Origin of the sequence: Nonomuraea sp. 3-1Str, assembly GCF_031570565.1 — a bacterium.
In the GTDB taxonomy this organism is placed as follows: Bacteria; Actinomycetota; Actinomycetes; order Streptosporangiales; family Streptosporangiaceae; genus Nonomuraea.
The window spans coordinates 39,238-59,544 of record NZ_JALHBK010000024.1 but is presented as its reverse complement, the minus strand read 5'-3'; the positions used below and the strand labels follow the sequence as shown (position 1 = coordinate 59,544).

The 20,307-nt window shown below is 67.5% G+C and carries 22 protein-coding genes and 1 pseudogene; 8 read left to right on the top strand and 15 right to left on the bottom strand.

Features of this window, described 5'->3' with window-relative positions; all coding sequences use genetic code 11:
- Positions 1 to 2: 2 nt before the first annotated feature.
- The 4 genes and pseudogenes from MTP10_RS30620 to MTP10_RS30605 form a co-directional block, all read left to right on the top strand.
- Entirely contained in the window at positions 3 to 545 is a 543-nt protein-coding gene (locus MTP10_RS30620; RefSeq protein ID WP_310713534.1) for a hypothetical protein, read from the top strand.
- On the top strand, positions 542 to 1,051 hold the full coding sequence (locus MTP10_RS30615) for a hypothetical protein (RefSeq protein ID WP_310713532.1): 510 nt from the start codon (positions 542 to 544) through the stop codon (positions 1,049 to 1,051). Before MTP10_RS30620 ends, MTP10_RS30615 begins: the two co-directional genes overlap by 4 nt.
- Complete coding sequence (locus tag MTP10_RS30610) at positions 1,048 to 1,902, top strand: DinB family protein (protein WP_310713530.1); 855 nt, start codon at positions 1,048 to 1,050, stop codon at positions 1,900 to 1,902. The genes MTP10_RS30615 and MTP10_RS30610 overlap by 4 nt, the downstream gene beginning before the upstream one ends.
- A gap of 225 nt (positions 1,903 to 2,127) precedes the next feature.
- Positions 2,128 to 2,352: pseudogene (locus MTP10_RS30605) on the top strand (IS5/IS1182 family transposase); the annotation flags it as partial.
- A gap of 125 nt (positions 2,353 to 2,477) precedes the next feature.
- Here MTP10_RS30605 and MTP10_RS30600 read toward each other — a convergent pair.
- On the bottom strand, positions 2,478 to 2,834 hold the full coding sequence (locus tag MTP10_RS30600; protein ID WP_310713528.1) for a hypothetical protein: 357 nt from the start codon (positions 2,832 to 2,834) through the stop codon (positions 2,478 to 2,480).
- A gap of 46 nt (positions 2,835 to 2,880) precedes the next feature.
- Between MTP10_RS30600 and MTP10_RS42065 the strand changes: the two genes are divergently transcribed.
- Positions 2,881 to 3,402 (top strand): polymorphic toxin-type HINT domain-containing protein, encoded by a 522-nt coding sequence (locus MTP10_RS42065; protein WP_397334534.1) that lies wholly within the window; start codon positions 2,881 to 2,883, stop codon positions 3,400 to 3,402.
- A gap of 511 nt (positions 3,403 to 3,913) precedes the next feature.
- Here MTP10_RS42065 and MTP10_RS42060 read toward each other — a convergent pair.
- Genes MTP10_RS42060 through MTP10_RS30585 form a run of 4 tightly spaced genes read right to left on the bottom strand, consistent with a single transcriptional unit; the run spans position 3,914 to position 5,365 of the window.
- Positions 3,914 to 4,303 carry a tyrosine-type recombinase/integrase gene (locus tag MTP10_RS42060; RefSeq protein ID WP_397334535.1) on the bottom strand — a complete coding sequence of 130 codons (390 nt, stop codon included), beginning with the start codon at positions 4,301 to 4,303 and terminating at the stop codon, positions 3,914 to 3,916.
- On the bottom strand, positions 4,300 to 4,881 hold the full coding sequence (locus MTP10_RS30595; RefSeq protein ID WP_310713526.1) for a tyrosine-type recombinase/integrase: 582 nt from the start codon (positions 4,879 to 4,881) through the stop codon (positions 4,300 to 4,302). The genes MTP10_RS42060 and MTP10_RS30595 overlap by 4 nt, the downstream gene beginning before the upstream one ends.
- Before the next feature lie 23 nt (positions 4,882 to 4,904).
- Positions 4,905 to 5,183, bottom strand: a complete 279-nt coding sequence (locus MTP10_RS30590) for a hypothetical protein (RefSeq protein WP_310713524.1) — start codon at positions 5,181 to 5,183, stop codon at positions 4,905 to 4,907.
- Positions 5,180 to 5,365 carry a helix-turn-helix domain-containing protein gene (locus tag MTP10_RS30585; RefSeq protein ID WP_310713523.1) on the bottom strand — a complete coding sequence of 62 codons (186 nt, stop codon included), beginning with the start codon at positions 5,363 to 5,365 and terminating at the stop codon, positions 5,180 to 5,182. Before MTP10_RS30585 ends, MTP10_RS30590 begins: the two co-directional genes overlap by 4 nt.
- 421 nt (positions 5,366 to 5,786) lie before the next feature.
- Between MTP10_RS30585 and MTP10_RS30580 the strand changes: the two genes are divergently transcribed.
- Positions 5,787 to 6,026 carry a hypothetical protein gene (locus tag MTP10_RS30580; protein ID WP_310713521.1) on the top strand — a complete coding sequence of 80 codons (240 nt, stop codon included), beginning with the start codon at positions 5,787 to 5,789 and terminating at the stop codon, positions 6,024 to 6,026.
- Positions 6,023 to 6,439, top strand: coding sequence for a hypothetical protein (locus MTP10_RS30575; RefSeq protein WP_310713520.1), 417 nt, complete (start codon positions 6,023 to 6,025; stop codon positions 6,437 to 6,439). The genes MTP10_RS30580 and MTP10_RS30575 overlap by 4 nt, the downstream gene beginning before the upstream one ends.
- Positions 6,440 to 7,370: 931 nt before the next feature.
- On the opposite strand, the gene MTP10_RS30570 is transcribed toward MTP10_RS30575, so the two are convergent.
- Positions 7,371 to 7,955 (bottom strand): TetR/AcrR family transcriptional regulator, encoded by a 585-nt coding sequence (locus tag MTP10_RS30570; protein ID WP_310713519.1) that lies wholly within the window; start codon positions 7,953 to 7,955, stop codon positions 7,371 to 7,373.
- Between the two features lie 75 nt (positions 7,956 to 8,030).
- On the opposite strand from MTP10_RS30570, the gene MTP10_RS30565 reads away from it, so the two are divergent.
- Positions 8,031 to 8,447 carry a VOC family protein gene (locus MTP10_RS30565; RefSeq protein ID WP_310713517.1) on the top strand — a complete coding sequence of 139 codons (417 nt, stop codon included), beginning with the start codon at positions 8,031 to 8,033 and terminating at the stop codon, positions 8,445 to 8,447.
- Here MTP10_RS30565 and MTP10_RS30560 read toward each other — a convergent pair.
- The 9 genes from MTP10_RS30560 to melA form a co-directional block, all read right to left on the bottom strand.
- Positions 8,444 to 10,399 carry an ABC transporter ATP-binding protein gene (locus tag MTP10_RS30560; protein ID WP_310713516.1) on the bottom strand — a complete coding sequence of 652 codons (1,956 nt, stop codon included), beginning with the start codon at positions 10,397 to 10,399 and terminating at the stop codon, positions 8,444 to 8,446. The two genes, MTP10_RS30565 and MTP10_RS30560, sit on opposite strands and share 4 nt — an antisense overlap.
- Positions 10,396 to 12,132 (bottom strand): ABC transporter ATP-binding protein, encoded by a 1,737-nt coding sequence (locus tag MTP10_RS30555; protein WP_310713674.1) that lies wholly within the window; start codon positions 12,130 to 12,132, stop codon positions 10,396 to 10,398. The genes MTP10_RS30560 and MTP10_RS30555 overlap by 4 nt, the downstream gene beginning before the upstream one ends.
- Positions 12,132 to 12,728, bottom strand: a complete 597-nt coding sequence (locus tag MTP10_RS30550; RefSeq protein WP_310713515.1) for a helix-turn-helix domain-containing protein — start codon at positions 12,726 to 12,728, stop codon at positions 12,132 to 12,134. Before MTP10_RS30550 ends, MTP10_RS30555 begins: the two co-directional genes overlap by 1 nt.
- Positions 12,729 to 12,870: 142 nt before the next feature.
- Positions 12,871 to 14,715, bottom strand: a complete 1,845-nt coding sequence (locus MTP10_RS30545) for a spherulation-specific family 4 protein (protein ID WP_310713513.1) — start codon at positions 14,713 to 14,715, stop codon at positions 12,871 to 12,873.
- 12 nt (positions 14,716 to 14,727) lie between these two features.
- Positions 14,728 to 16,068, bottom strand: coding sequence for a sugar ABC transporter substrate-binding protein (locus MTP10_RS30540; protein ID WP_310713511.1), 1,341 nt, complete (start codon positions 16,066 to 16,068; stop codon positions 14,728 to 14,730).
- A gap of 9 nt (positions 16,069 to 16,077) precedes the next feature.
- Positions 16,078 to 16,947, bottom strand: a complete 870-nt coding sequence (locus tag MTP10_RS30535; RefSeq protein ID WP_310713510.1) for a carbohydrate ABC transporter permease — start codon at positions 16,945 to 16,947, stop codon at positions 16,078 to 16,080.
- 9 nt (positions 16,948 to 16,956) lie between these two features.
- Positions 16,957 to 17,889: a sugar ABC transporter permease gene (locus MTP10_RS30530; protein WP_310713508.1), complete on the bottom strand. Its 933-nt coding sequence runs from the start codon at positions 17,887 to 17,889 to the stop codon at positions 16,957 to 16,959.
- Entirely contained in the window at positions 17,886 to 18,938 is a 1,053-nt protein-coding gene (locus MTP10_RS30525) for an amidohydrolase family protein (RefSeq protein WP_310713505.1), read from the bottom strand. The genes MTP10_RS30530 and MTP10_RS30525 overlap by 4 nt, the downstream gene beginning before the upstream one ends.
- Positions 18,931 to 20,232: an alpha-galactosidase gene (gene melA / locus MTP10_RS30520; protein ID WP_310713503.1), complete on the bottom strand. Its 1,302-nt coding sequence runs from the start codon at positions 20,230 to 20,232 to the stop codon at positions 18,931 to 18,933. Before melA ends, MTP10_RS30525 begins: the two co-directional genes overlap by 8 nt.
- Positions 20,233 to 20,307: the final 75 nt, after the last annotated feature.

Sequence of the window (20,307 nt, the reverse complement as noted above, 5' to 3'; positions counted from 1 at the left end):
CCATGTCCACCCCCGTCATCACTCGGCGGCAGCTCAACGAGCGACACCACAAGGCCGCCCTCGGCGTCTTCCTGGTGATCGTCCTCGCCCACTGGGCGGAACACATCGTGCAGGCGATCCAGATCTACGCGCTCGGATGGCCGATCCCGGAGGCGCGCGGGGTGCTCGGGCTGCCGTTCCCCTGGCTCGTCACCTCCGAATGGATGCACTACGGCTACGCCCTGGTCATGCTCGTCGGGCTGATCCTGCTGCGGCCCGGCTTCACCGGCCGCTCCCGGACGTGGTGGACAATCGCGCTCGCCATCCAGTTCTGGCACCACATCGAGCACCTGCTCCTGCTGCTCCAGGCGATCACCGGCACGCACCTGGCCGGACGGCCCGTTCCGACCAGCATCATCCAGCTCGTGATCCCCCGCGTGGAGCTGCACCTGTTCTACAACGCCGTGGTCTTCGTCCCGATGGTGGTCGCGATGCTGCTGCACCGCCGGCCGCGCGAGGCCGAGCGCAGTGTCATGCGGTGTGGCTGCGCGCTCGGAGCGGCATGAGACGAAGGCGCCCGTCCCCGCCGCTGACCGTGGCCCTGCTGCTCGTCACCGCCCTCCTGCTGTCCTGGACGGTCCCCGGGATCGGCCCGGCGCTGCGGCTCGCCGGCGGGGCCGGCCGGTCCGGGACCTTCACCGCGCAACGCCTGGACTGCGTGCGGCACCCCGGCCACGAGAGCTGCGCGTGGACCGGCGACTTCCGCTCCCACGACGGCGTCGTCCGCCGCACGGGAGTCACCCTCGCCGGCAGCGACCGGGACACCGACCACGTGGGCCGGCAGACCGAGGCGATCGACGTCGGGCTGCCCAACCGGGTCTACGGGCCGCACGGGTCCAACGAATGGATCTTCACCGTCTTCCTGCTCCTGGCCGAGCTCGCGCTGCTGGCCTTCGCCCTCGCGCCGGTCGTGGGAGCGGTACGCCGGGGACTGGCCTCCCGCCGGGGCTCCGGCGGGAGCTCCCGTGGAACCTCCGGTGGGGGCGTGGAACTGGAGAGTGAACGAACATGATCGTCGCGATCACGGACGACGCGTGGCGGACGGCGCGCGCCGCACTGGCGACAACAGGTGATCGTTTCGCCGACCTGCTCTCGGCGACCGCCACCGCCGCCCGCTCCGTTCCGGCGACCCGGCACTGGTCGGTGGCCGACACCGCCGCCCACGTGGCCACCCTCACCCAGGCGTGCGCCTCCATGTTCGGAGTCGCCCCGCCACCGGTCCACGGCCTCGGCGAGCTGATGAGGGAGACCACCATCGACACCGTCGCGGACCTCAACGAGGTCGTCCTGGGACGGTTCACGGAGCGGGACCCGGAGGCGCTGGCCGGTCAGATCCGCTCGGACATCAAGCTGCTCCTCGACGCGACGGACGGCGAGGACCCGGCCGCCGCCGTGCCGTGGCTCGGCGGCTCCGCGGTCCCCGTGGCCGGCCTGCTCGCCCACCTGCTCAACGAGCTGCAGATCCACGGCCGGGACATCGCCCGGCCGGTGGGCGCGCGGTGGTGGGTGCCCCGGCGGGAGGCCGCCCTGTTCTTCGAGCTGTTCCTCATCGGCGTCATCCACCACGGCTACGGCAGGCTGCTCGACGGTCACGGCCCCTGGCCGAGACGGCGGGTCGCGGTGGAGTTCGCCTCCCCGTACACGACCACCCGGTCCATCGTGATCGACGACGGCCGGGTGACCGTCGAACCGCCGGGCGGGCCGACGGATGTCCGCCTCACCTTCGACCCGGTGGCGCTCAACCTGATGCTGTTCGGCCGGGTCAGCAGGGCACGGACGGTGCTCGCCGGCGACGTCGTCGTCCGGGGCAGACGGCCGTGGCTGCTCCCCGCCTTCCTCCGGATCATGCGGCTGCCGTCCTGACAGTCCCGTCCCGTCCTCTGTTCGGCGCGATCCCGGGCTGCGTGCGAACCCGCTCCGAACTCGACTCCCGGCGCGCATACCACGGCATGCTTGCTTTATGGCTGATACGACACGCATCACGGTGACGCTCCCGAGTGACCAGGTCGCCGAGCTCAGGAAGCTCACCGACAACGTCTCCGGCTATGTCGCCGAGGCGGTGACACGCCAGCTACGGCACCAGCTCCTCGGCGCCGAATCAAGCGCCACCGTCACCGGCCTCCACTGTCGCGCCACCAGCGCTCGGTCAACCCCGCGCACGCTCGCATCCGTGCCTGCGGGGAACGCGTCGTGGCCACCGTCAAGGACTGGAATCTTTTGACCCGGCTGCGCTGCTGCCCGCACCGCGCCACTCCGATCGTGCAGGCCATCCTCGTCCTGCAGCTCATCGAAGAGGCACGCTACTCAGGATGAAAAACGCTCCAGCAATGACCATGCTCGGGTTCTGTTGGAAGTCGTAGCCGAGGAGGCCCCGCCTCTCGGCATCTGGGCAACACGCGTGGGCCTGGAGGCGGCTCAGGCCTCCAGGCCGTGCGGAATCAACCAGCGTGCTTGCGACCGAAAGCCAATTGCGCCTGCCGTGCGATGGCCCGCAGTTCTTCCCAGGCGGCAGCGGTCGCAACTGCCTCCTTGGTCCAGAGTTCGGCACCATGCTCAGTCATGTGACTCAGCTTGGCATCGACTGGAAGGAGCGCTTGGAGTGCTTCGTGACTCAGGAGGCCCTCGTGCACCTTTGCCTGTGCCAGGTGCAGCGCATCGTCGAATTCCAGAGCTAATTCGTCCACGTCCACCTTCAGGCTTCGAACATGCTCCAGTTGTCGATTGGCGTCCCAACTCAACTGGCTGAGGACCTTGCGGATCCATCGAAGGAACTCGGGCTCCTGTTCGCCGGTCATGCAATGACTCCCCCTACATCTCTATGTGTATCTACGACGCGCCAGTATGGGTCTGGCCCGTGACCCCGAGACCGGGGAGACAAAAGCTGAGCCCGTCACCGCGGTCATGACAAGCAAGGGATCCAAGCACCTAGTTCAGATGGGTCTGGACATCGATGGTCAACATGGAGACTCGCGTGGCACGCTGATTGCTACCGATCACCACCCGTTCTGGGTTCCTGCTCTGCGGAAGTGGATCAAGGCAACCGAGCTTGAGCCCGGCATGTGGCTGCGCACTTCCACGGGCACTCACGTGCAAGTAAGCGCGATCAAGCGGTGGGACGCCGTCCAGCGGGTCCACAACTTAACGGTACGTGAGCTCCACACGTACTATGTGCTCGCCGGAGACCAAGCGGTCCTCGTCCATAACTCTGGGCCATGCGGAGGATTCAAGGTAGGTGTTAGCCCTGACGAAATCACAGATATTAATCGTGGATTCGGTGGAGAAAATCTTCTCAGTGGGTCGCCTGCCAATACGCTAGCCAACGCCAGTCGCTATAATAGCTTCTGGGAAAATCTGCGGTTGTGATTCGCGATATCGCTGGTGGCCATATGTTCAACAACGGCAATAAGCGCACTGCGCAGGCGGTGGTTGAACAGCTTATGCAACGGAATAACATCATTAGCGGACCTACGTCGGCGGACCTCCGGGGGAGTCATCGATAGAGTAGGGAAGGGCCAGTTGCACGACGTCAGCGACATCGCAGCAGCCCTGCGAGGCTACTGATCGGAGTGTGGGCAGTGGATATTGAGCAGCTCATGGAAAGGCTGGGCCGCTCCGGAGTCACCATGATTCTCAAGGTTGACGACGAGCGGATGTCTGAGGGTGGTGAACCCTGGACCCTGGTATTGTCCGGCAGGGCGCTGGGTGAGCAAGGATTTATCCGGGCCGAGTCTGCCAGTTTTAGGGACTGCCTAGAGCAAGTGCTTCTGCGGTTGCGCGAGCGCCCCGGCGATTGGGCCTGGGTGTCAGAAGCCCTTTAGTTGCGTGAAGCCCTCCCGAGATAAAATCGGGAGGGCTTCAGAATTCCGCCTGACGGCTAAGGTGGTCGTGATCGTTTTCTGACGGCTAAAATTCCGGGCCGTCGCCGAGTGCACCGGACATGCGTTCGATGGCGTCGCGCTGGAGGCCGGAGTCGGACGTGGGCGTAGACGTCGGCGGTGATGGCGATGTGGGCGTGGACGAGGAGCTCTTTGATCACGATGAGGTCTACGCCTTGATCGAGCAGGAGACTGGCGCACGAGTGTCTCAGGTCGTGAAAGCGGATCTTGCGGAGTCGGGCTCCCCGTAGGAGCTGGTGGAAGTCGCGGTTGACATTGCTGGGCTGGAGCGGCGCGCCGGTCTTGGTGGTGAAGACCAGGCCGGTATCGGTCCAGGCAGACCCTGCCGTGTCTTGGTCGGCCTGCTGTTGGTCGCGTTGGCGGGTCAGGGAGGCGATGGCCTCACGGGGCAGGGCGAGCGGGCGTTCGGAGCTGGGGTCTTGGTGGGGCTGATGATCAGGCCGGTGCCGGGGACGTACTGGAGGGCCTGGCGGATGGTCAGGGTGCCGCTGGTCAGGTTGAGGTCGCTCCAGCGCAGGCCGAGGAGTTCGCCGCGTCGCATGCCGGTGCGCAGGGCGAGGTCGAACAGGGCATGCAGGCGGAAGTCTTGAACGGCATTCAGGAAGGTACGGGCTTCGGCGGGGGTGAAGGGCTCAAAACGTTGCTGACGTCCGACGAGGACTTGGACATTGCGGACGACGTTGCGCGCGAGGTCGTCTTCCCGGACGGCGTGATCCAGGGCCGTGCGGAGCAGGGCGTGGATGTACTGGATGGTCAGCGGGGACAGGTAGCGCTGACAGCAGCGGCCAAGGGAGCAGCAGCGGCAGGTGACGCGGAGTTGGTCGAGCCACAGGCCGATTTCTTTGGCGGTGAGCTGGCGGAGCTTCTTCTTGAGCAGGGGCGGCGGGAAGTAGAGACGCAGGCAGGCGCGGTAGCGGGCCAGGGTGTTGGGGCGGACCTTGTGCACGGCGATGTGGTCGAGCCAGGTGGTCAGGAGTCGCCGAGCGCGGAGTCGCGGGCGGGGAAGGGAAGCTTCTGCCGGTGCTCGTTGACCTTCTTTGTGAGTTTGTCGGCGGCCTCGCGGCGGGTTTTGCCGTAGACGCGGATGCGGCGGGTTTGCCCGCCGGCGGTGGGGACGTAGGCGGCTCCTTCCCACCGTCCGTCGGTGCGCTGGTAGAGGGTTCCTTCGCCGCTGGTGCGCCGTCGCGCGGCACGGGATTCGCCGGTGTCTTCGGGCTCGTCGGGTGTGGCGATCAGGGTCGTGGTCATGTTGCGGCCTCCTTGTCGGTGAGGTGGTTGACGTAGTCGTGCAGGGCAGACTGGGGGATGCGACGTGAGCCGCCGATGAGGACCGAGGCGAGCGCACCAGTGAGCAGGAGTTGATAGAGCTTGCTGCGAGAGATGGCGAGCGTCTCGGCGGCTTCGGGGCCGGTGAGCAGGAGCCGGGTCATAGGCGGCTCCGGGGGATGGCCGAGCCGAACAGTGCGTCGGCGAGGAGAGCCAGAGATCATGGGTGGGCTTCCGCGATTCCGCGGTGGGGGTCTGTTAGGCCGGCTGGGATATGGCCTGCCTCGTCTGCCACATCCTTGAGCCGGGCTGGAACAACGTTTCCAAGCAACCAGCCCAAATGCTTCTGGCACCGACACGGAATCAAATGCCTTCAAGACTGGGTATTGGGGCACGCAGGTACTGTCACTTTTCGTCGGCGGCGAAGGAGCTGCTGTCCGTGCCAGCACGGCCACAAAGGCAGCAGTCGCTGCTGAAGGTGCAGAAAAGGCTGCTCTCGCTCCTCGCTTGGTTTACCGAGGCGACGGCCGCTAGATGAAGGAAATATTCGCGAACGGATTGCGTGCGCGGAGCACCGAGGTGAGCATGGAAGAGCATGTGGCGAGCGGGAACAGGCTTGTTGCGACCTCCACCAGCTACTGTAGTGCGCGAGGATTGGCCATCAAAAATGAAGGTTCTATCTATCAGGTCGCCGATCCTGGCTCCGGAGAGGTTGCAGTGTATTACAAGCGCATTGCGCCAGAGGATGTCATGGGTGCATGGATTCTTGGGGCATATGGCAAGCCGGATAGGTGGATAGCTAACCCGAATTACGTGCCGCGATGAAGCTGAAGATTCTCAAGCTTCTCGATCGAGACACGCATAAGACATCTCGATGTCTTATAAAGCTGGTTCATAAAAATACGAACTATGAAATCACGGTCACACGTGCCTGGCTTTCGCGTGTGATTGTGCGGTCCCAGGTAGATTTCGAAGACTGCCTAGTGCAGCTGAGAAGGGAACTGGAGAGGCAGCATCTACTTCTGCTGTGCAATCGCTACCGGAGAAATGCGTTTGTATCTTCCATGGCGCGTCAAATGAGTGGCGGCCTCGCCTGTTATCTCGTTGATCTCGGCGTGCCTGCCGATCCGGCTACCGTGGTCGGAAGCGTAGATCCTGCACCCTCCGACGAAGTGGCCATGGCAAGGGAGCAGGAGAAATTCATTGAAGAGTGGATAACGAGCTGTGCCGAGGAATAGGTGGCAGGCGAATGCATTGATGTTGCACGGAACGCCAAATATAGGAACCGTTTCCCGTACGGCTCCTAAATCACGGGTCGGAGCGGAAACCAATGACTGAACTGCTGGATACGGCAACCCTGCCGTCGGGGTTCACCTATCCCAGCGAGCTGCTCCGTATTATAGAGCTAGAAATCATACATCTCGAGCCATGGGAGATAATGCCCGGGCGGCAGTTAGAAGACCGATAGCGGCCTGCGGCAGAGATATGTGGACCGAGGCGTGGTCCTTTCGCCAAAAGGGACGACAATGATGATGTGGCATGCTTTGTCGTGGGCGATGAGCGCGTTCATGTCATTCATGATTATGCTTCTCGAGACTGGGAGGAGCGGGTGGTTTATGACTCTTTCTACGCATGGCTTCGGAAAGCAGTCGAAGATCTCATCGAGTTCGATTCCTGAGATCAGCCAGCGCTGGCGACGGTAACGGGCAGGCACTCTGCCTAGCGCTTCCCTGTTCACCTCAGGCAAAGTCTGAGGTGAACAGGGAAGCTTCCACTCTTGCGGAAGCTTCGAGTGAATGGAATGCTGTTCGCTCTCGATTGCCGGGGCTTCGAGTTTGGCCGGGAGGCCCGCTGGGCGCGCTGTACGCCGCAGCCGCCCAAGGTCTGCCACTCTCCCCGGCAACGGCTACGACGGCGCCGGAATCGGCATCCGCACGCCGATCATAAAACCCGACGAAAACCAGATCCTCAGCCCGGACAATCTCACCTACAACCGGCTCCATGACGCGATTGTCAAGGCCGGATGGCGATTCGTGGCATCCGCCGCGTTCGTGCTGACTCTGATGCTCCTCAGGAAGCTACTGGCCCCGCGGCTCGGCCCGCTCCTCGACGTTGTGGTGAAAAGGCTTCTCCGAGCGGGCTCGTGCGTGGCCTGTGCGCCCACCTCGCTCACGTGGTGCGGAGGGACTCCAGGATCTGAGTCAGGGCGGCCATGGTGTCGGGGAGGTCCTGGGGGTCGCTCGATCCGGCCAGGAAGAGCGCGGCCTCGTTCATCGCTCCCGACAACAGATGAGTCAACGGCTTCACGGGCCGGCGCGCGATGACGCCCTCGTCCATCAGGCTCGTGAGCGCCTCCGTCAGGTGGCGGGCGGAGGCGGCCTCGTCCATGGCTCTCCACTCGTTCCAGCCCAGGACTGCCGGGCCGTCGATGAGCATGATCCGCTGAACGTCCGGATGGGTGCTGGCGGACAGGAAGCACCGGCAGCCGGCCGTGAACCGCGTCCACGGATCGTCGTGCGCGTCGGCGGCGGCCGCCACCTTCCTGCCCACCTCGTCCTGGACCTCCTGGAGGACGGCTCGGAAGAGGTCTGTCTTGCTGTCGAAGTGGTGGTACAGCGCGCCCTTGGTGACTTCGGCGGCACGGACGATCTCTGACAGGCCCACCGCGCCGTAGCCCTTGGTCGCGAAGAGCCTCCGGCCGGCCGCCACGAGGGTTCGCCGGGTCTGCTCGCGCTGCTCCGCTCTGCTGGTCATCCGCGCTCCGTTGACATACCGATGGTACGTCAATAGCGTATCCGACATACCATCGGTATGTGAATGGGGATTCTGATGAGGTTGACCAGCTTCTATCCCGTCATCGGTGTCACGCGTCTGCGGGAGTCACGCGACTTCTACACGCGGCTGTTCGAGTTCGAGGTGACGTTCGAGGCGGACTGGTACGTCAGCCTGCGACGGCGGGGTGACCAGTGGTACGAGCTCGCTCTGCTCGACCACGGTCACCCCACCGTGCCCCAGGCCTACCGCAGGCCGGTCCAGGGCCTGCTGCTCAACTTCGAGGTCGAGGACGTCGACGCCGAGTGGGAGCGTCTCGTTCTCGGCGAGGGCCTGAAGCCCGAGCTGGATCTGCGCACCGAGGAGTTCGGCCAGCGACACTTCATCGTGGCCGACCCCAACGGCGTCCTCATCGATGTGATCGAAGAGGTCCCACCGTCCGCCGCCTACGCGGACAACTATGTCGCGCCCTAGTCCACCTCCACCACGGCCTGGGCGAACTGGGCGGAGTACAGCCGGGCGTAGGCGCCGTCCGCCGCAAGGAGCGACTCGTGCGTGCCCTGCTCGACGATCCGCCCGTTCTCCATGACCAGGATCAGGCTGGCGTCGCGGATCGTGGACAGCCGGTGGGCGATCACGAAGCTGGTGCGGCCCTCGCGCAGCGAGCTCATCGCCCGCTGGATGAGCACCTCGGTGCGGGTGTCGACCGAGCTGGTGGCCTCGTCCAGGATGAGGATCGCCGGCTCGGACAGGAACGCCCGGGCGATCGTGATCAGCTGCTTCTCCCCCGCGCTGACCGTGGCGCCCTCCTCGTCGATCACCGTGTCGTAGCCGTCGGGCAGCGTGTGCGCGATGCGGTCCACGTGGGCGGCCTCCGCGGCGGCCTCGATGCGTTCCCGCGTGGCGCCTTCGGCGCCGTAGCCGATGTTCTCCGCGATCGTCCCGCCGAACAGCCACGTGTCCTGCAGCACCATGCCGATGCCGGCGCGCAGCTCCTCCCGGGACATCTCGGCGATGTCGACGCCGTCGAGCGTGATCCGGCCGCCGGTCACCTCGTAGAAGCGCATGATGAGGTTGACGAGTGTCGTCTTGCCCGCTCCGGTCGGGCCGACGATGGCCACGGTCTGGCCGGGCTCGACGGTCAGCGACAGGTTCTCGATCAGCGGCCGGTCCGGCGCGTAGCGGAAGGACACGTTCTCGAACGCCACCCGGCCCCTGACCTGCGCCGGCCGCGCGGGCCGGTCCGGCTCCGGGGACTGCTCCGGGGCCTCCAGCAGCTCGAAGACCCGCTCTGCGGAGGCGACACCCGACTGCACCAGGTTCGCCATGCCGGCCACCTGGGTCAGCGGCTGGCTGAACTGCCGCGAGTACTGGATGAACGCCTGCACGTCGCCCAGCGAGATCGAGCCCGAGGCCACCTTGAACCCGCCCACCACGGCGACCAGCACGTAGTTGAGGTTGCCGATGAACATCATCGCCGGCTGGATCATCCCGGAGATGAACTGGGCGCGGAAGCTGGAGGTGAACAGGGCCTCGTTGTGCCGGTCGAAGGTTTCGGCGGCCTCCTTCTGCCGGCCGAACACCTTGACCAGGGTGTGCCCGCCGTACATCTCCTCGATGTGGCCGTTGAGCTTGCCGGTCGAGGACCACTGCTTGATGAACTCCGGCTGCGACCGCTTGCCGACGACCGTGGTGACGTAGACCGACACCGGCACCGTGACCAGCGCGATGAGCGCCAGGATCGGCGAGATCCAGAACATCATCACCAGCACCGCCACGACCGTCAGCGCCGACGAGATGAGCTGGCTCATCGTCTGCTGGAGCGTCTGGGCGACGTTGTCGGTGTCGTTGGTGGCGCGGCTGAGGATCTCACCGCGCGGCTGGCCGTCGAAGTAGCTCAGCGGCAGCCGGGCCAGCTTGGCCTCGATCCGCCCGCGCAGCCGGGACGCCGCGCGCTGCACGACGATCGTGGTCAGCCGGAACTGCACGATCCCGAGCAGCGCCGCCACCACGTAGATGGCCAGCACCCAGCCCAGCACCTGGGCCAGCGCGGTGAAGTCGATGCCGTGGCCGGGCACCACGTTCATCGACGACACCATGTCGGCGAACGTGCCCTGGCCCCGGGCGCGCAGCCCCGCCACGGCCTGCTCCTTGGTGCTCCCCGCGGGGAGCTGGGCTCCGATGATGCCGGAGAAGATCAGGTCCGTGGCGTGGCCGAGGATCTTGGGGCCCGTCACGGTCAGCGCGACGCTGGCCGTGCCGAGGGCCAGGACAACGACGAGCATCGCGCGCTCGGGCCGCAGCAGATGCAGCAGCCGGCGGAGCGAGCCGCCGAAGTCGAGGGCCTTCTCGGCGGGCCCGGACATCATCCGGCCGGGGCCGAAGGCGGGCTGAGGGCGCCGCGGGGGCGCTTGGGGGGTGCTCATGCGGCCGCCTCCTGTTCGGTGAGCTGGGACAGCACGATCTCCCGGTACGTCGGGCAGGTGGTCATGAGCTCGGCGTGGTCGCCGCTGCCGACCACGCGGCCCTCTTCCAGGACGAGGATGCGGTCGGCGTCGCGAATCGTGTTGACGCGCTGGGCCACGATGACGATCGTGGCGTCGGTGATCTCCTCGGCCAGCGCGGCCCGCAGCCGGGCGTCGGTGGCGAAGTCGAGGGCGGAGAAGGAGTCGTCGAACAGGTAGATCTCGGGCCGGTGCACCAGTGTCCTGGCGATGGCCAGGCGCTGGCGCTGCCCGCCGGAGACGTTCGTGCCGCCCTGGGAGATCGGCTCCTCCAGGCCGCCGGGCATCGCCTCGACGAACTCGCGGGCCTGGGCCACCTCCAGGGCCCGCCACAGCTCCTCGTCGGTGGCGTCCGGCCTGCCGTACCTCAGGTTGGAGGCGACGGTGCCGGAGAAGAGGTAGGGCGACTGCGGGACCAGGCCGACCGCCCGGGAGAGCACGGCCGGGTCGAGGTCGCGGACGCCGACGCCGTCGACCAGCACCTCGCCGGCGGTCGCGTCGAACAGGCGCGGGATGAGGTTGAGCAGCGTGGTCTTGCCGCTGCCCGTGCTGCCGATGATCGCGGTGGTACGGCCCGGCCGCGCCGTGAAGCTCACGTCGCACAGCACCGGCTGCTCGGCGCCCGGGTACCGGAAGTCCACGGACCGCAGCTCCAACTCGCCGATGCGCCGCTCGGGGGTGACGGGGTCGGCCGGCAGGTGGACGGTCGGCTCGGTGTCGAGCACCTCCTCGATGCGCTCGGCGCAGACCTCGGCCCGCGGGATCATCATGAACATGAACATGGCCATCATCACCGACATGAGGATCTGCATCAGGTAGGAGATGACCGCGGTCAGCGCGCCCACCTGCATGGCCCCGTCGGCGATGCGGTGGCCGCCGAACCACACCACGGCGACGCTGGACAGGTTCACCACCAGCATGACCGTGGGGAACATCAGCGCCATCAGCCGCCCGACCCGCAGCGACACGTCGGTCAGCTGGTCGTTGGCCACGCCGAAGCGCTCACGCTCGTGCCGGTCGCGGACGAAGGCCCTGATGACCCGGATGCCGGTGATCTGCTCGCGCAGCACCTGGTTGATCCGGTCGATGCGCTCCTGCATGGTGCGGAAGTGCGGGCGCATCCGCATGACGACCACGCCCACGACGACGATCATCACGGGCAGCGCGACGAGCAGCAGCGACGACAGCGCCGCGTCCTGGCGCAGCGCCAGGACGATGCCGCCGACGCACATGATCGGCGCGGCCACCACCATCGTGAACGTCATCAGCACGAGCAGCTGCACCTGCTGCACGTCGTTGGTGGTCCGGGTGATGAGGGACGGCGGGCCGAACCTGTTGACCTCCTGGGCCGAGAAGTTCTGCACCCGGTGGAAGATCGCGGCCCGCAGGTCCCGGCCCAGCGCCATCGAGGTCCGGGCGCCGTAGTACACGGCCACGACGGAGCAGACGATCTGGACGAGCGTCACACCGAGCATCACCAGCCCGATGCGGGCGATGTAGCCGGTGTCGCCCTTGACGACGCCGTCGTCGATGATGTCGGCGTTCAGTGTGGGGAGATAGAGCGTGGCCAGCGTCTGCACGAACTGGAAGAGGACGACGAGCGTGATCTCTTTCCCGTACGGCCTGAGCTGGACCCGCAGCAGACGGAGCAGCATCAAGAAGGGCTTTCTGTCGAAGGGTCGGGGGAAGGCCGCACGAGCAGCCCGTCGAGCAGCACGGAGACGATCTCCGCGTCGTCCATGTCTCCGAGATCGCCGCCCTGACCGAAGCCGCGGTGCACCCGTACCGCGATCAGCATGAGCAGCAGGTGTGCCGTGGCCTCGGGAGAGCGGCGCAGCCGGTCGCGATCGGGCTCCATCAGGGCGGCCAGTGCGGCCGCTATCCGCTGCCGGCCGCCGAACATCCGCTCGCGGAACTCGGCGTCGTCGGTCATCAGCTCCTTGGGAGCGGCGATGAGGTTGGCGTTGGCGCTCATCCCGGTCCGCAGCTTCGTGACGGCGGCGAGCAGCCGCGCGCGCAGCTCGACCTGGGTGCCGATGGCCGCCAGGGCGTCCACGGCCGGCTGCGGGTCGAACGCGCTCATCAGCGCGGCCCGCAGCAGCGAGGCCTTGTCGGGGAAGACGCCGAAGATCGTGCCCTCGGCCACTCCCGCGGCCTCGGCGATCTGACGGGTGCTGACGGCGGTGCCGTACTCGCGCAGCAGGGGAAGCGTGGCGGCGATGAGCGCGGCACGGCGATCTTCTGGTGCCATGGCCGGCACCCTTCTCCTTCTGGCCATGGCGCAGAGCATAATGAGCGAGTACTCACTCGTTCAAATGGTTTTGTCCCGAAGGTCCGTGAACGGGCGTGAGCCCGCCCCCCAAGGGGACGGGCTCACGTGCTGCGGGGCGGGGTCAGCTGTGGGTCAGCGTGACCAGGTTCGAGTAGTCGTTCCTGGTCCCGTCCGTGCCGTGGAACAGGATGTTGTGGGTGGTGCCGACGCCGGTGAGCGACGACAGCGGGACCGACCACTTGTAGAGCCCGCCGGCGCTGGACACCAGCGGGTTCACGCCGGTCACGGCGGTCCAGGTGAACTCGCCGGCGGCGCCGGTCTTCTGGTAGAGCGTCGAGTTCTCGATCATGTAGTCGGCGCCGATGTAGCTGGTGCCGTTGCCGATGGACCAGCCCGTCTGGTAGTTGGCGTCGGTGTCGATGAAGACGTGGTACGACGTGTACGGCAGGTTGAACTGGGCCGTGTAGCTGGCGGTGGTCGCCGTGGCCGACGCCGTCGCGCCGGTGATGGGCGCCGGGTTGGTGGTGGTGACGGCCACCGCGGCGGTCTGCGCGGAGGCGCGGCCGGTGGTGTCACGGGCCAGGACGGTGAAGCTGTAGGAGGTCGCCATGGCCAGGCCGCCGACGGTGGCGGAGGTGACGGTGCCGGGCACGGTCAGCTCGCGCACGCCGTTCCGGTACACCTCGTACGAGCCGATGCCGTCACCGGAGTCGGGGTCGGTCGAGGCGGTCCAGGTGAGCTTGGCGCTGGTCGGGCCCACGTTGGAGGCGACCGGGGTGCCGGGCTTGGTGGGCGCGGTCGCGCTGGCGGCCGCGGTGGTCACCGAGAGCGCCGTGCTGGCGGCCGAGACGTTGCCGGCCGCGTCGCGGGCCTTGATCGTGAAGGAGTACGCGGTGGCCGCGGACAGCCCGCCCACGTCGAAGGTCGTGGCCGACGGGGTGAAGTTGGCCTCGGTGCCGATCTTCGTGCTGCCCTGGTAGATGTCGTAACCGACCACTCCGGGGTACGCGGCGGAGGTCCAGCTCAGGCGCAGGCTGTCGGCCTTCACCTGGCCGGCCGTGGGCTTGGCGGGCGTCGCGGGAACGGCTCCGCCGGTGCCCTTGGCGGCCGTGATCTGGGCCGACATGTACGCCGAGCCGGGCAGGTTGTCCCACGGGTTGGCGAGCACGTCGTCGGTGGCGTAGACGCGTCCGGCATTGTTGGCCTTGGCCTTGGCCATGACCGTGGCCAGCGCGGTCGTGTCGGGCACGTCGTAGATCAGGTGCCAGATCCGCTGCGGGTCGTAGGCGGCCTCCCACGCCTGGGGCACGTAGTCGCCGTCGCGGGTGAGGTACTTGCTGTACGGGCCCTCGAAGGTGACGAGGATGTCGGCCGTGTCCTGGTAGCACGCGTACGGCGACACACCGGGGTTGGCGATGGTGGTCGCGCCCGGGTGGTACTTCTTCACGTAGGCCGTGGAGTCGCGGTACAGGTCGGCCCAGGTCTGCCCCACGTCGCCGGGACCGCAGTGGTACTGCGCCTGGTCGAAGAAGATGCCGTCGATGCTGCTGCCGTAGTAGGCGTACCACTTGTTGACGTCGGACTGGATCTGCGTGCGCCAGTCCTCGATCGAGGTGGAGCCGAGCCTGGTGGTCTGGCCGGTGGTGCCGAAGTAGCCGGTGTCGACGTACCCGATGACCTTGATGCCGGCGTTGTGCGCCTGGGGGAGCATGCCGGCCCAGGCCGGGCTGGAGGCGCCCCCGGGGCCGTTGGCCACGTTGGCGATCGCCATGGCGGGCTTGCTGGCCGCGGTGAGCATCTGGTTCCAGTACTCCAGGCCCTTACCGCTGGGCAGGAAGTAGGCGGGCACCACGACCTGCTGGTCCAGGGTGGCGGCCGCGGCGTCGGCGGCGGTGGGGGTGGCGGCGAGCAGGGGGACGGTTAACAGCGTGGCGGCGAGCAGCTCGCGCCAGCGGGACTTGAGCATCTGAGCCCTTTCCTATTCCTGGAACAGCGCGTTGACTTCGGTGTTGGCCTTGGGGAGCGCGGTCTTGGCGTCGGCCTGGCCGAGCAGCACGGAGGAGATCGCGACGTCCATGATTTCGTTGATCTTGTCGGCGTGGTCGGTGACCGGCAGCAGGAACGTCCCGCCCTCGGCCTTGGCCTCGTCCACGAACGGCTGCACGTCGCGACCGGCCGCCTTGTGCGCGGCCAGCGCCTTGTCGGAGGCGGTGGTGATGGCGGGCAGCACCTCGGTGGTGGCCGCGACCAGGTCCTGGCACTCGGAGGAGCCCACGAACTTGACCCACTTCCAGGCCTCGTCCTTGTGCTTGGTCCCGGCGTAGATCGCGTCGGACACGCCGTTGATCGGCGTCATGCGGCCCTGGGGCCCGGTGGGCAGCGGCGCGACGGCCAGGTTGAGGGTCTTGTTGTCCAGGTACGGCTTGGCCATCCAGGACCCGGCCATCACCATCGCGGTCTTGCCGGCCTGGAGCACCGCGTCACCGCCGAGCGCCGACTGCTTGTCGTACGCCGGCGCGTACCCCTTCTTGATCAGGCCGGCGAACCAGTCGATGGTCTCGGCCAGCTTCGGGTCGTCGTAGAAGTACTTGGTGCCGAAGGGGTTCTTGTCCAGGTACTTGAAGCCGTTGCTCGCGGCGAAGGCGGCCCAGCCGGTCTGCCCGAGGGCGCCGGTGTTGTAGTCGGGGGCGATGCCGTAGACGGCGACGTGGTCCTTGTCGAAGCCGGGGTCGGTGCCCTTACGGCCCTTGTCGTCCACGGTCAGCGCGGCGATGGCCTTCTCGAACGTGCCGCCGTCCTGCGGGTTCCATGTCCACTCCGCCAGGGTGGCCGGGTCGAGGCCGGCCTTCTTGACCTGGTCCTTGTTGTAGAAGACGCCGACGGTGTCCCAGTCCAGCGGCAGGCCGTACCGCTTGCCGTCGCGCACCCAGATGTCGGTCAGGCCCTTCTGGTACTGGCCCAGGTCCACCTTGTCGCGCTCGACCATCGGGGCGATGTCGAGGAGCTGGTGGTTCTTGGCGAACTGCGGATAGTAGGCGACCGAGTCGCGGAACACGTCGGGGGCCGTGCCGGAGACCACCTGGGTGGTGAGGTTCTGCCAGTACTGCGCCCAGGCGACCGAGCTGAGCTTGATGGTGATGTCCGGGTTCTTCTTGGTGAAGGCGTCCGCGCACTGCTTGTACGCGGGGACCTGGCTGTCGACCCACATCTGGTAGTTGAGGGTGACCGGGCCGCCGCCCTCGCCGGAGCCACCGCCGTTGCCGCACGCGGTGGCGAGGGTGACGATTCCGGCCAGGGCCGCGAGAGCTTTTCTGGACATGGGGGTCCTTTACTTGATGCCGGTGAACTGCAGGGAGCCGGCCAGCCGCTTGCCGAAGAAGAGCAGGAGCAGCAGGACGGGGATGACGGAGAGGGTCGAGCCGGCCATGAGGCCCGTCCAGTCGGGCCGGGCGTTCGGCGACTGCTCCAGGAACACGCCGAGCGCCACCGTCAGCACGCGGCTGTCCTCCTCCTTGCCGACCAGGAGGGGCCAGAGGTAGTCCTTCCAGGCCCCGACACCGTTGATGAGGCCGATGGTGACGAGCGGGCCCCGCGACATGGGCAGCGCGATCCGCCAGAACAGGCCCCACACCCCCGCCCCGTCGATGACGGCGGCCTCCTCCACCTCGCGCGGCAGCGAGAGGAAGAACTGCCGCAGGAAGAAGACCGTGAACGGGGTCATCAGCAGCACCGGAGCGACGATCCCGGCGAACGTGTTGAGCAGCCCGAGGTCTCGTACCAAGGCGAAGTTCGGCAGCAGCGTGAAGATCGGCGGCACCATCAGCGCCGAGACGAACACGGCGAACACCGCCTCCCGGCCGCGGAAGCGCAGCCGGGCCAGGGCGTAGCCGGCCATCGCGCACGACAGGGTCTGCACCACGACCACGACCGCCGAGTAGACGATCGAGTTGCGCAGGTACAGCAGGAAGTCGAGCGAGGCGCCGGAGCCGCCGGCCGCCCGCGCCTCGGCGAGGGGGGACAGGCCGAGCACGCGCCTGAAGTTCGCCCAGGTGAAGTGGTTCGGGATGAGGGAGAAGTTGTCGGAGAAGATGTGGTTGGCGTCGGTGAGCGCCGTCCGCACCATCCAGTAGAACGGGAACACGGTCACCAGGACGGCCAGTCCCAGCACCGTCCATCCGGCGATCCTGCCTGCGCGCATCGTCCCCTCCTAACCCAGGTCCGAGCTGGAGGCGCGCATGATGCGCATCTGCAGGTAGGTGAGCGCGCCCAGGATCACCACGAGACTGAGCGCCATGGCCGAGGCGTAGCCCATCCGGAAGTGGGTGAACGCCTCCTGGTAGATGTAGTAGTAGATGACCTTGGTGGCGTTGATCGGGCCGCCCTTGGTCGTCACCGCGATGGCGTCGAAGACCTGGAAGCAGCCGATCACCGAGACCACCAGCACCAGGGCGAGCACCGGGCGCAGCAGCGGCAGCGTGATGCGGAAGAACGTGCGGACCTCGCCCGCGCCGTCCATCGCCGCCGCCTCGTAGACCGAGCCGGGGATCTGCAGCATGCCCGCGTACAGCAGCAGCGCCACGTACCCGACCGAGGCCCACGTGGTCACCGCCGCCACGCTCGGCATGGCCTCGCCCGGCGCGTTGAAGAAGCCGTGCGTGGGCAGTCCCGCCGCGTCGAGGAGCTGGTTGACGAAGCCGAGGTTGGCGTCCAGCAGCCACAGCCACAGCAGCGCGGTGGAGACGTTCGGCACCAGCCAGGGCAGCAGCAGCGTGGCCCGCAGCACCACGGACTTGGTCAGCCGGTGCATCAGCGCGGCCAGCAGCAGCGCCAGGGAGAGCTGGCCGACGAGGTTCAGCGCCGTGTTGTAGACGGTCAGCAGCAGCGCCCGCCAGAACAGCGGGTCGGTGGCCAGCTCGGCGTAGTTGTCCGCGCCGACGAAGCCGGGCTCCGACAGCAGGTTCCAGTCCGTGGTGGACAGCCACACGCCGCGGATGCTCGGGTAGACGTAGAAGGCCGCGAAGCCGACCAGCGTCGGGATGAGGAACAGCAGCGCCACCCGGCCCTGCCCGCCCTCGGCGCTGTGCTGCGGCCGGACCACCTTGAGCAGTGGCGGCCTGCCGCGCGTGAGGCTGGTGGTCATGCGAGCCTCGGCACGAGCCTGAGGGCGTTGCCGGTGTAGACCTGCTGGAGCACGTCGTCGGGCAGGTCGAGCCCGGAGATCGTCCAGCGGCCCATCAGCGGCGGGTCGTCCAGGGAGTGCGGGAACGCCTCGTCGGCGGTCTCCATGAAGCGGAAGTGGATGCGGTAGATGTCGCGGTCCGGCGGGATCTCGTCGGTGCCGAACAGCACCCGTCCCGGGTGGCGCAGCATCAGCGCGCGCGTGGCGCGCGGCTGACGGCCCAGCTCGGCGATGCGCGCCGCGATGTCGATGTGGAAGTTCGGGTACGTGTCGAGCATCCGCTCGGCGAAGCCGAGGTTCTCCGGCCAGCAGCCCGCGTGCACGCCGATCACCGTCGTGGCCGGGTGCCGGGCGACCATCGACTCCATCGCGTCCATCAGCCGCTGGAACGGCGGGAACCCGGGGCCGGAGAAGTTCCAGTCGGGGCGGGCGGCCAGCAGTTCGAGCCGCTCGTTGCGCTCGTCCATCGGCTCGAAGAACGCCACCGGGTCGGCGGTGTGCAGCGCGATCGGGATGCCGGCCTCGGCGACGGCCTGCCACAGCGGGTCGAGCCGCGGGTCGTCGAGCATCACCAGCTCGCCGCGGTCGTCGCGGACCCGCAGGCCCACGTCCTTCCACACCTTCAGCCCGGCCGCGCCCTCCGCCACCGACCTGCGCAGCTGCGCGGCCAGCCGCTCGCCGAAGCCGGGCTCGGCCGTCTGCGACCAGTCGACGTGGCAGAACGTGGCGAACCTGCCGGGGTGGGCGGCGTCGTAGCGCTCGATGTTCTCGGCCAGCTCCCGGCCCCAGCGGCCGTCGAGGTTGACCATGCCGCGCAGGTTCAGCTCGTCCATCAGGCCGATCAGGGCGGGGACGTCCTTGACCATCCAGTCGCCGTCCTCGGTCAGCCAGCGGCCGAGGTGGATGTGGGCGTCCACGGCGGGAACGCGGGCGCGCTCGACCTCGTGGGCGGCGACCCGGAGCTGGGAGACGGGGCGGTACCTGGACAGGGGCAGATCGGCGTCACACATGGGAGTCCCTGATTCCCTCGGGCAGCAGGTCGCCGTGGGCCGCGATCAGGTCGTCGACCAGCTCGCGGATGCGGCGTACCGGCAGCGTGGCGGCGGTGTTGGGGTCGAGCAGGGCCGCCTGGTAGACGTGGTCGCGGCGGCCTTCGAGCGCCGCCTTCACGGTCAGCTCGCTGACGTTGAGGAACGTCCGGTTGAGCGCGGCGACCTGGGCGGGCAGCTCGCCCACCCGGACGGGCTGGACGCCGGCGCGGTCCACGTGGCAGGGCACCTCGACGGTGGCCTCGCGGGGCAGGTTGGAGATCAGGCCGTCGTTGCGGACGTTGCCGTGGATCATGCGGCGGGTGCCGGTCTCCATCGAGTGGATGGCCAGCGTGGCCAGCTCCTCGCCGCGCTGGATCGGCACGCCCCGGCCCGCCTCCAGCGAGCGCTTGTGGAACTCGTACTCCTCCCAGCCGTCGGCCAGCCACTCCAGGTAGACGCCGACGGGCAGGCGGTAGCGGGCCACCTCCTCCTCGCGGGACAGGAACCAGGGAAGATACTCGGAGCCGTGCTCACTGGACTCGGTGGGGAAGTAGCCGAAGTTCCGGTAGACCTCCACGCGGACGCGGCGCGCCAGCTCCGGCTCGCGCTCGATGAGGGCGTCCAGGCGGCGGTAGAGGTTCTCGCCGTCACGCTCGAAGCGCAGCACGAACGCCTGGTGGTTGACGCCCGCGGTGAGGAAGGAGATCTCCTCCTCGGGTACGCCGACCATCCGGGCCAGGGTCCTCTGCGTGTCGCGGGCCGCGTGGCAGACGCCGACGACGTTGCGGAAGGGGGTGCCCGCGTAGACGGCCCAGGGGATCATCGACATCGGGTTGGTGTAGGTGAACAGGGTGGAGTCCGGGGCCAGCTCGGCCAGGTCCTCGCCGAGTCCGACCATCACCGGGATCGTGCGCAGGGCGCGGAAGATGCCGCCGATGCCGAGGGTGTCGGCGATGGTCTGGCGGACGCCGTACGCGGCGGGGATGTCGAAGTCGCGGCGCACGGCGTCCATGCCGCCCACGGCGATCTCGTTGATCACGTAGTCGGCGCCGTCCACCGCGGCCCTGCGGTCGGCGTGGGCCTCGACCTTCGCGCCGATCCCGAGCTCCGTCACCATCCACCGGGTCATCGCCTCGGCGGTGTCCAGCCGGCCCTGGTCGATGTCGTGCAGCACGATCGTCGACTCGGTCAGCTCGGGGAAGGTCAGGAGGTCGGAGAGGAGGTTCTTCGCGAAGGTGATGCTGCCTGCGCCGACCAGGACGATGCGGGCCATCTATCTACCTCAATTTCATGGGCGTGAGGCAATGAACGCGTTCCGTATGACAGAATGCCATTCCGAATAAGGGAC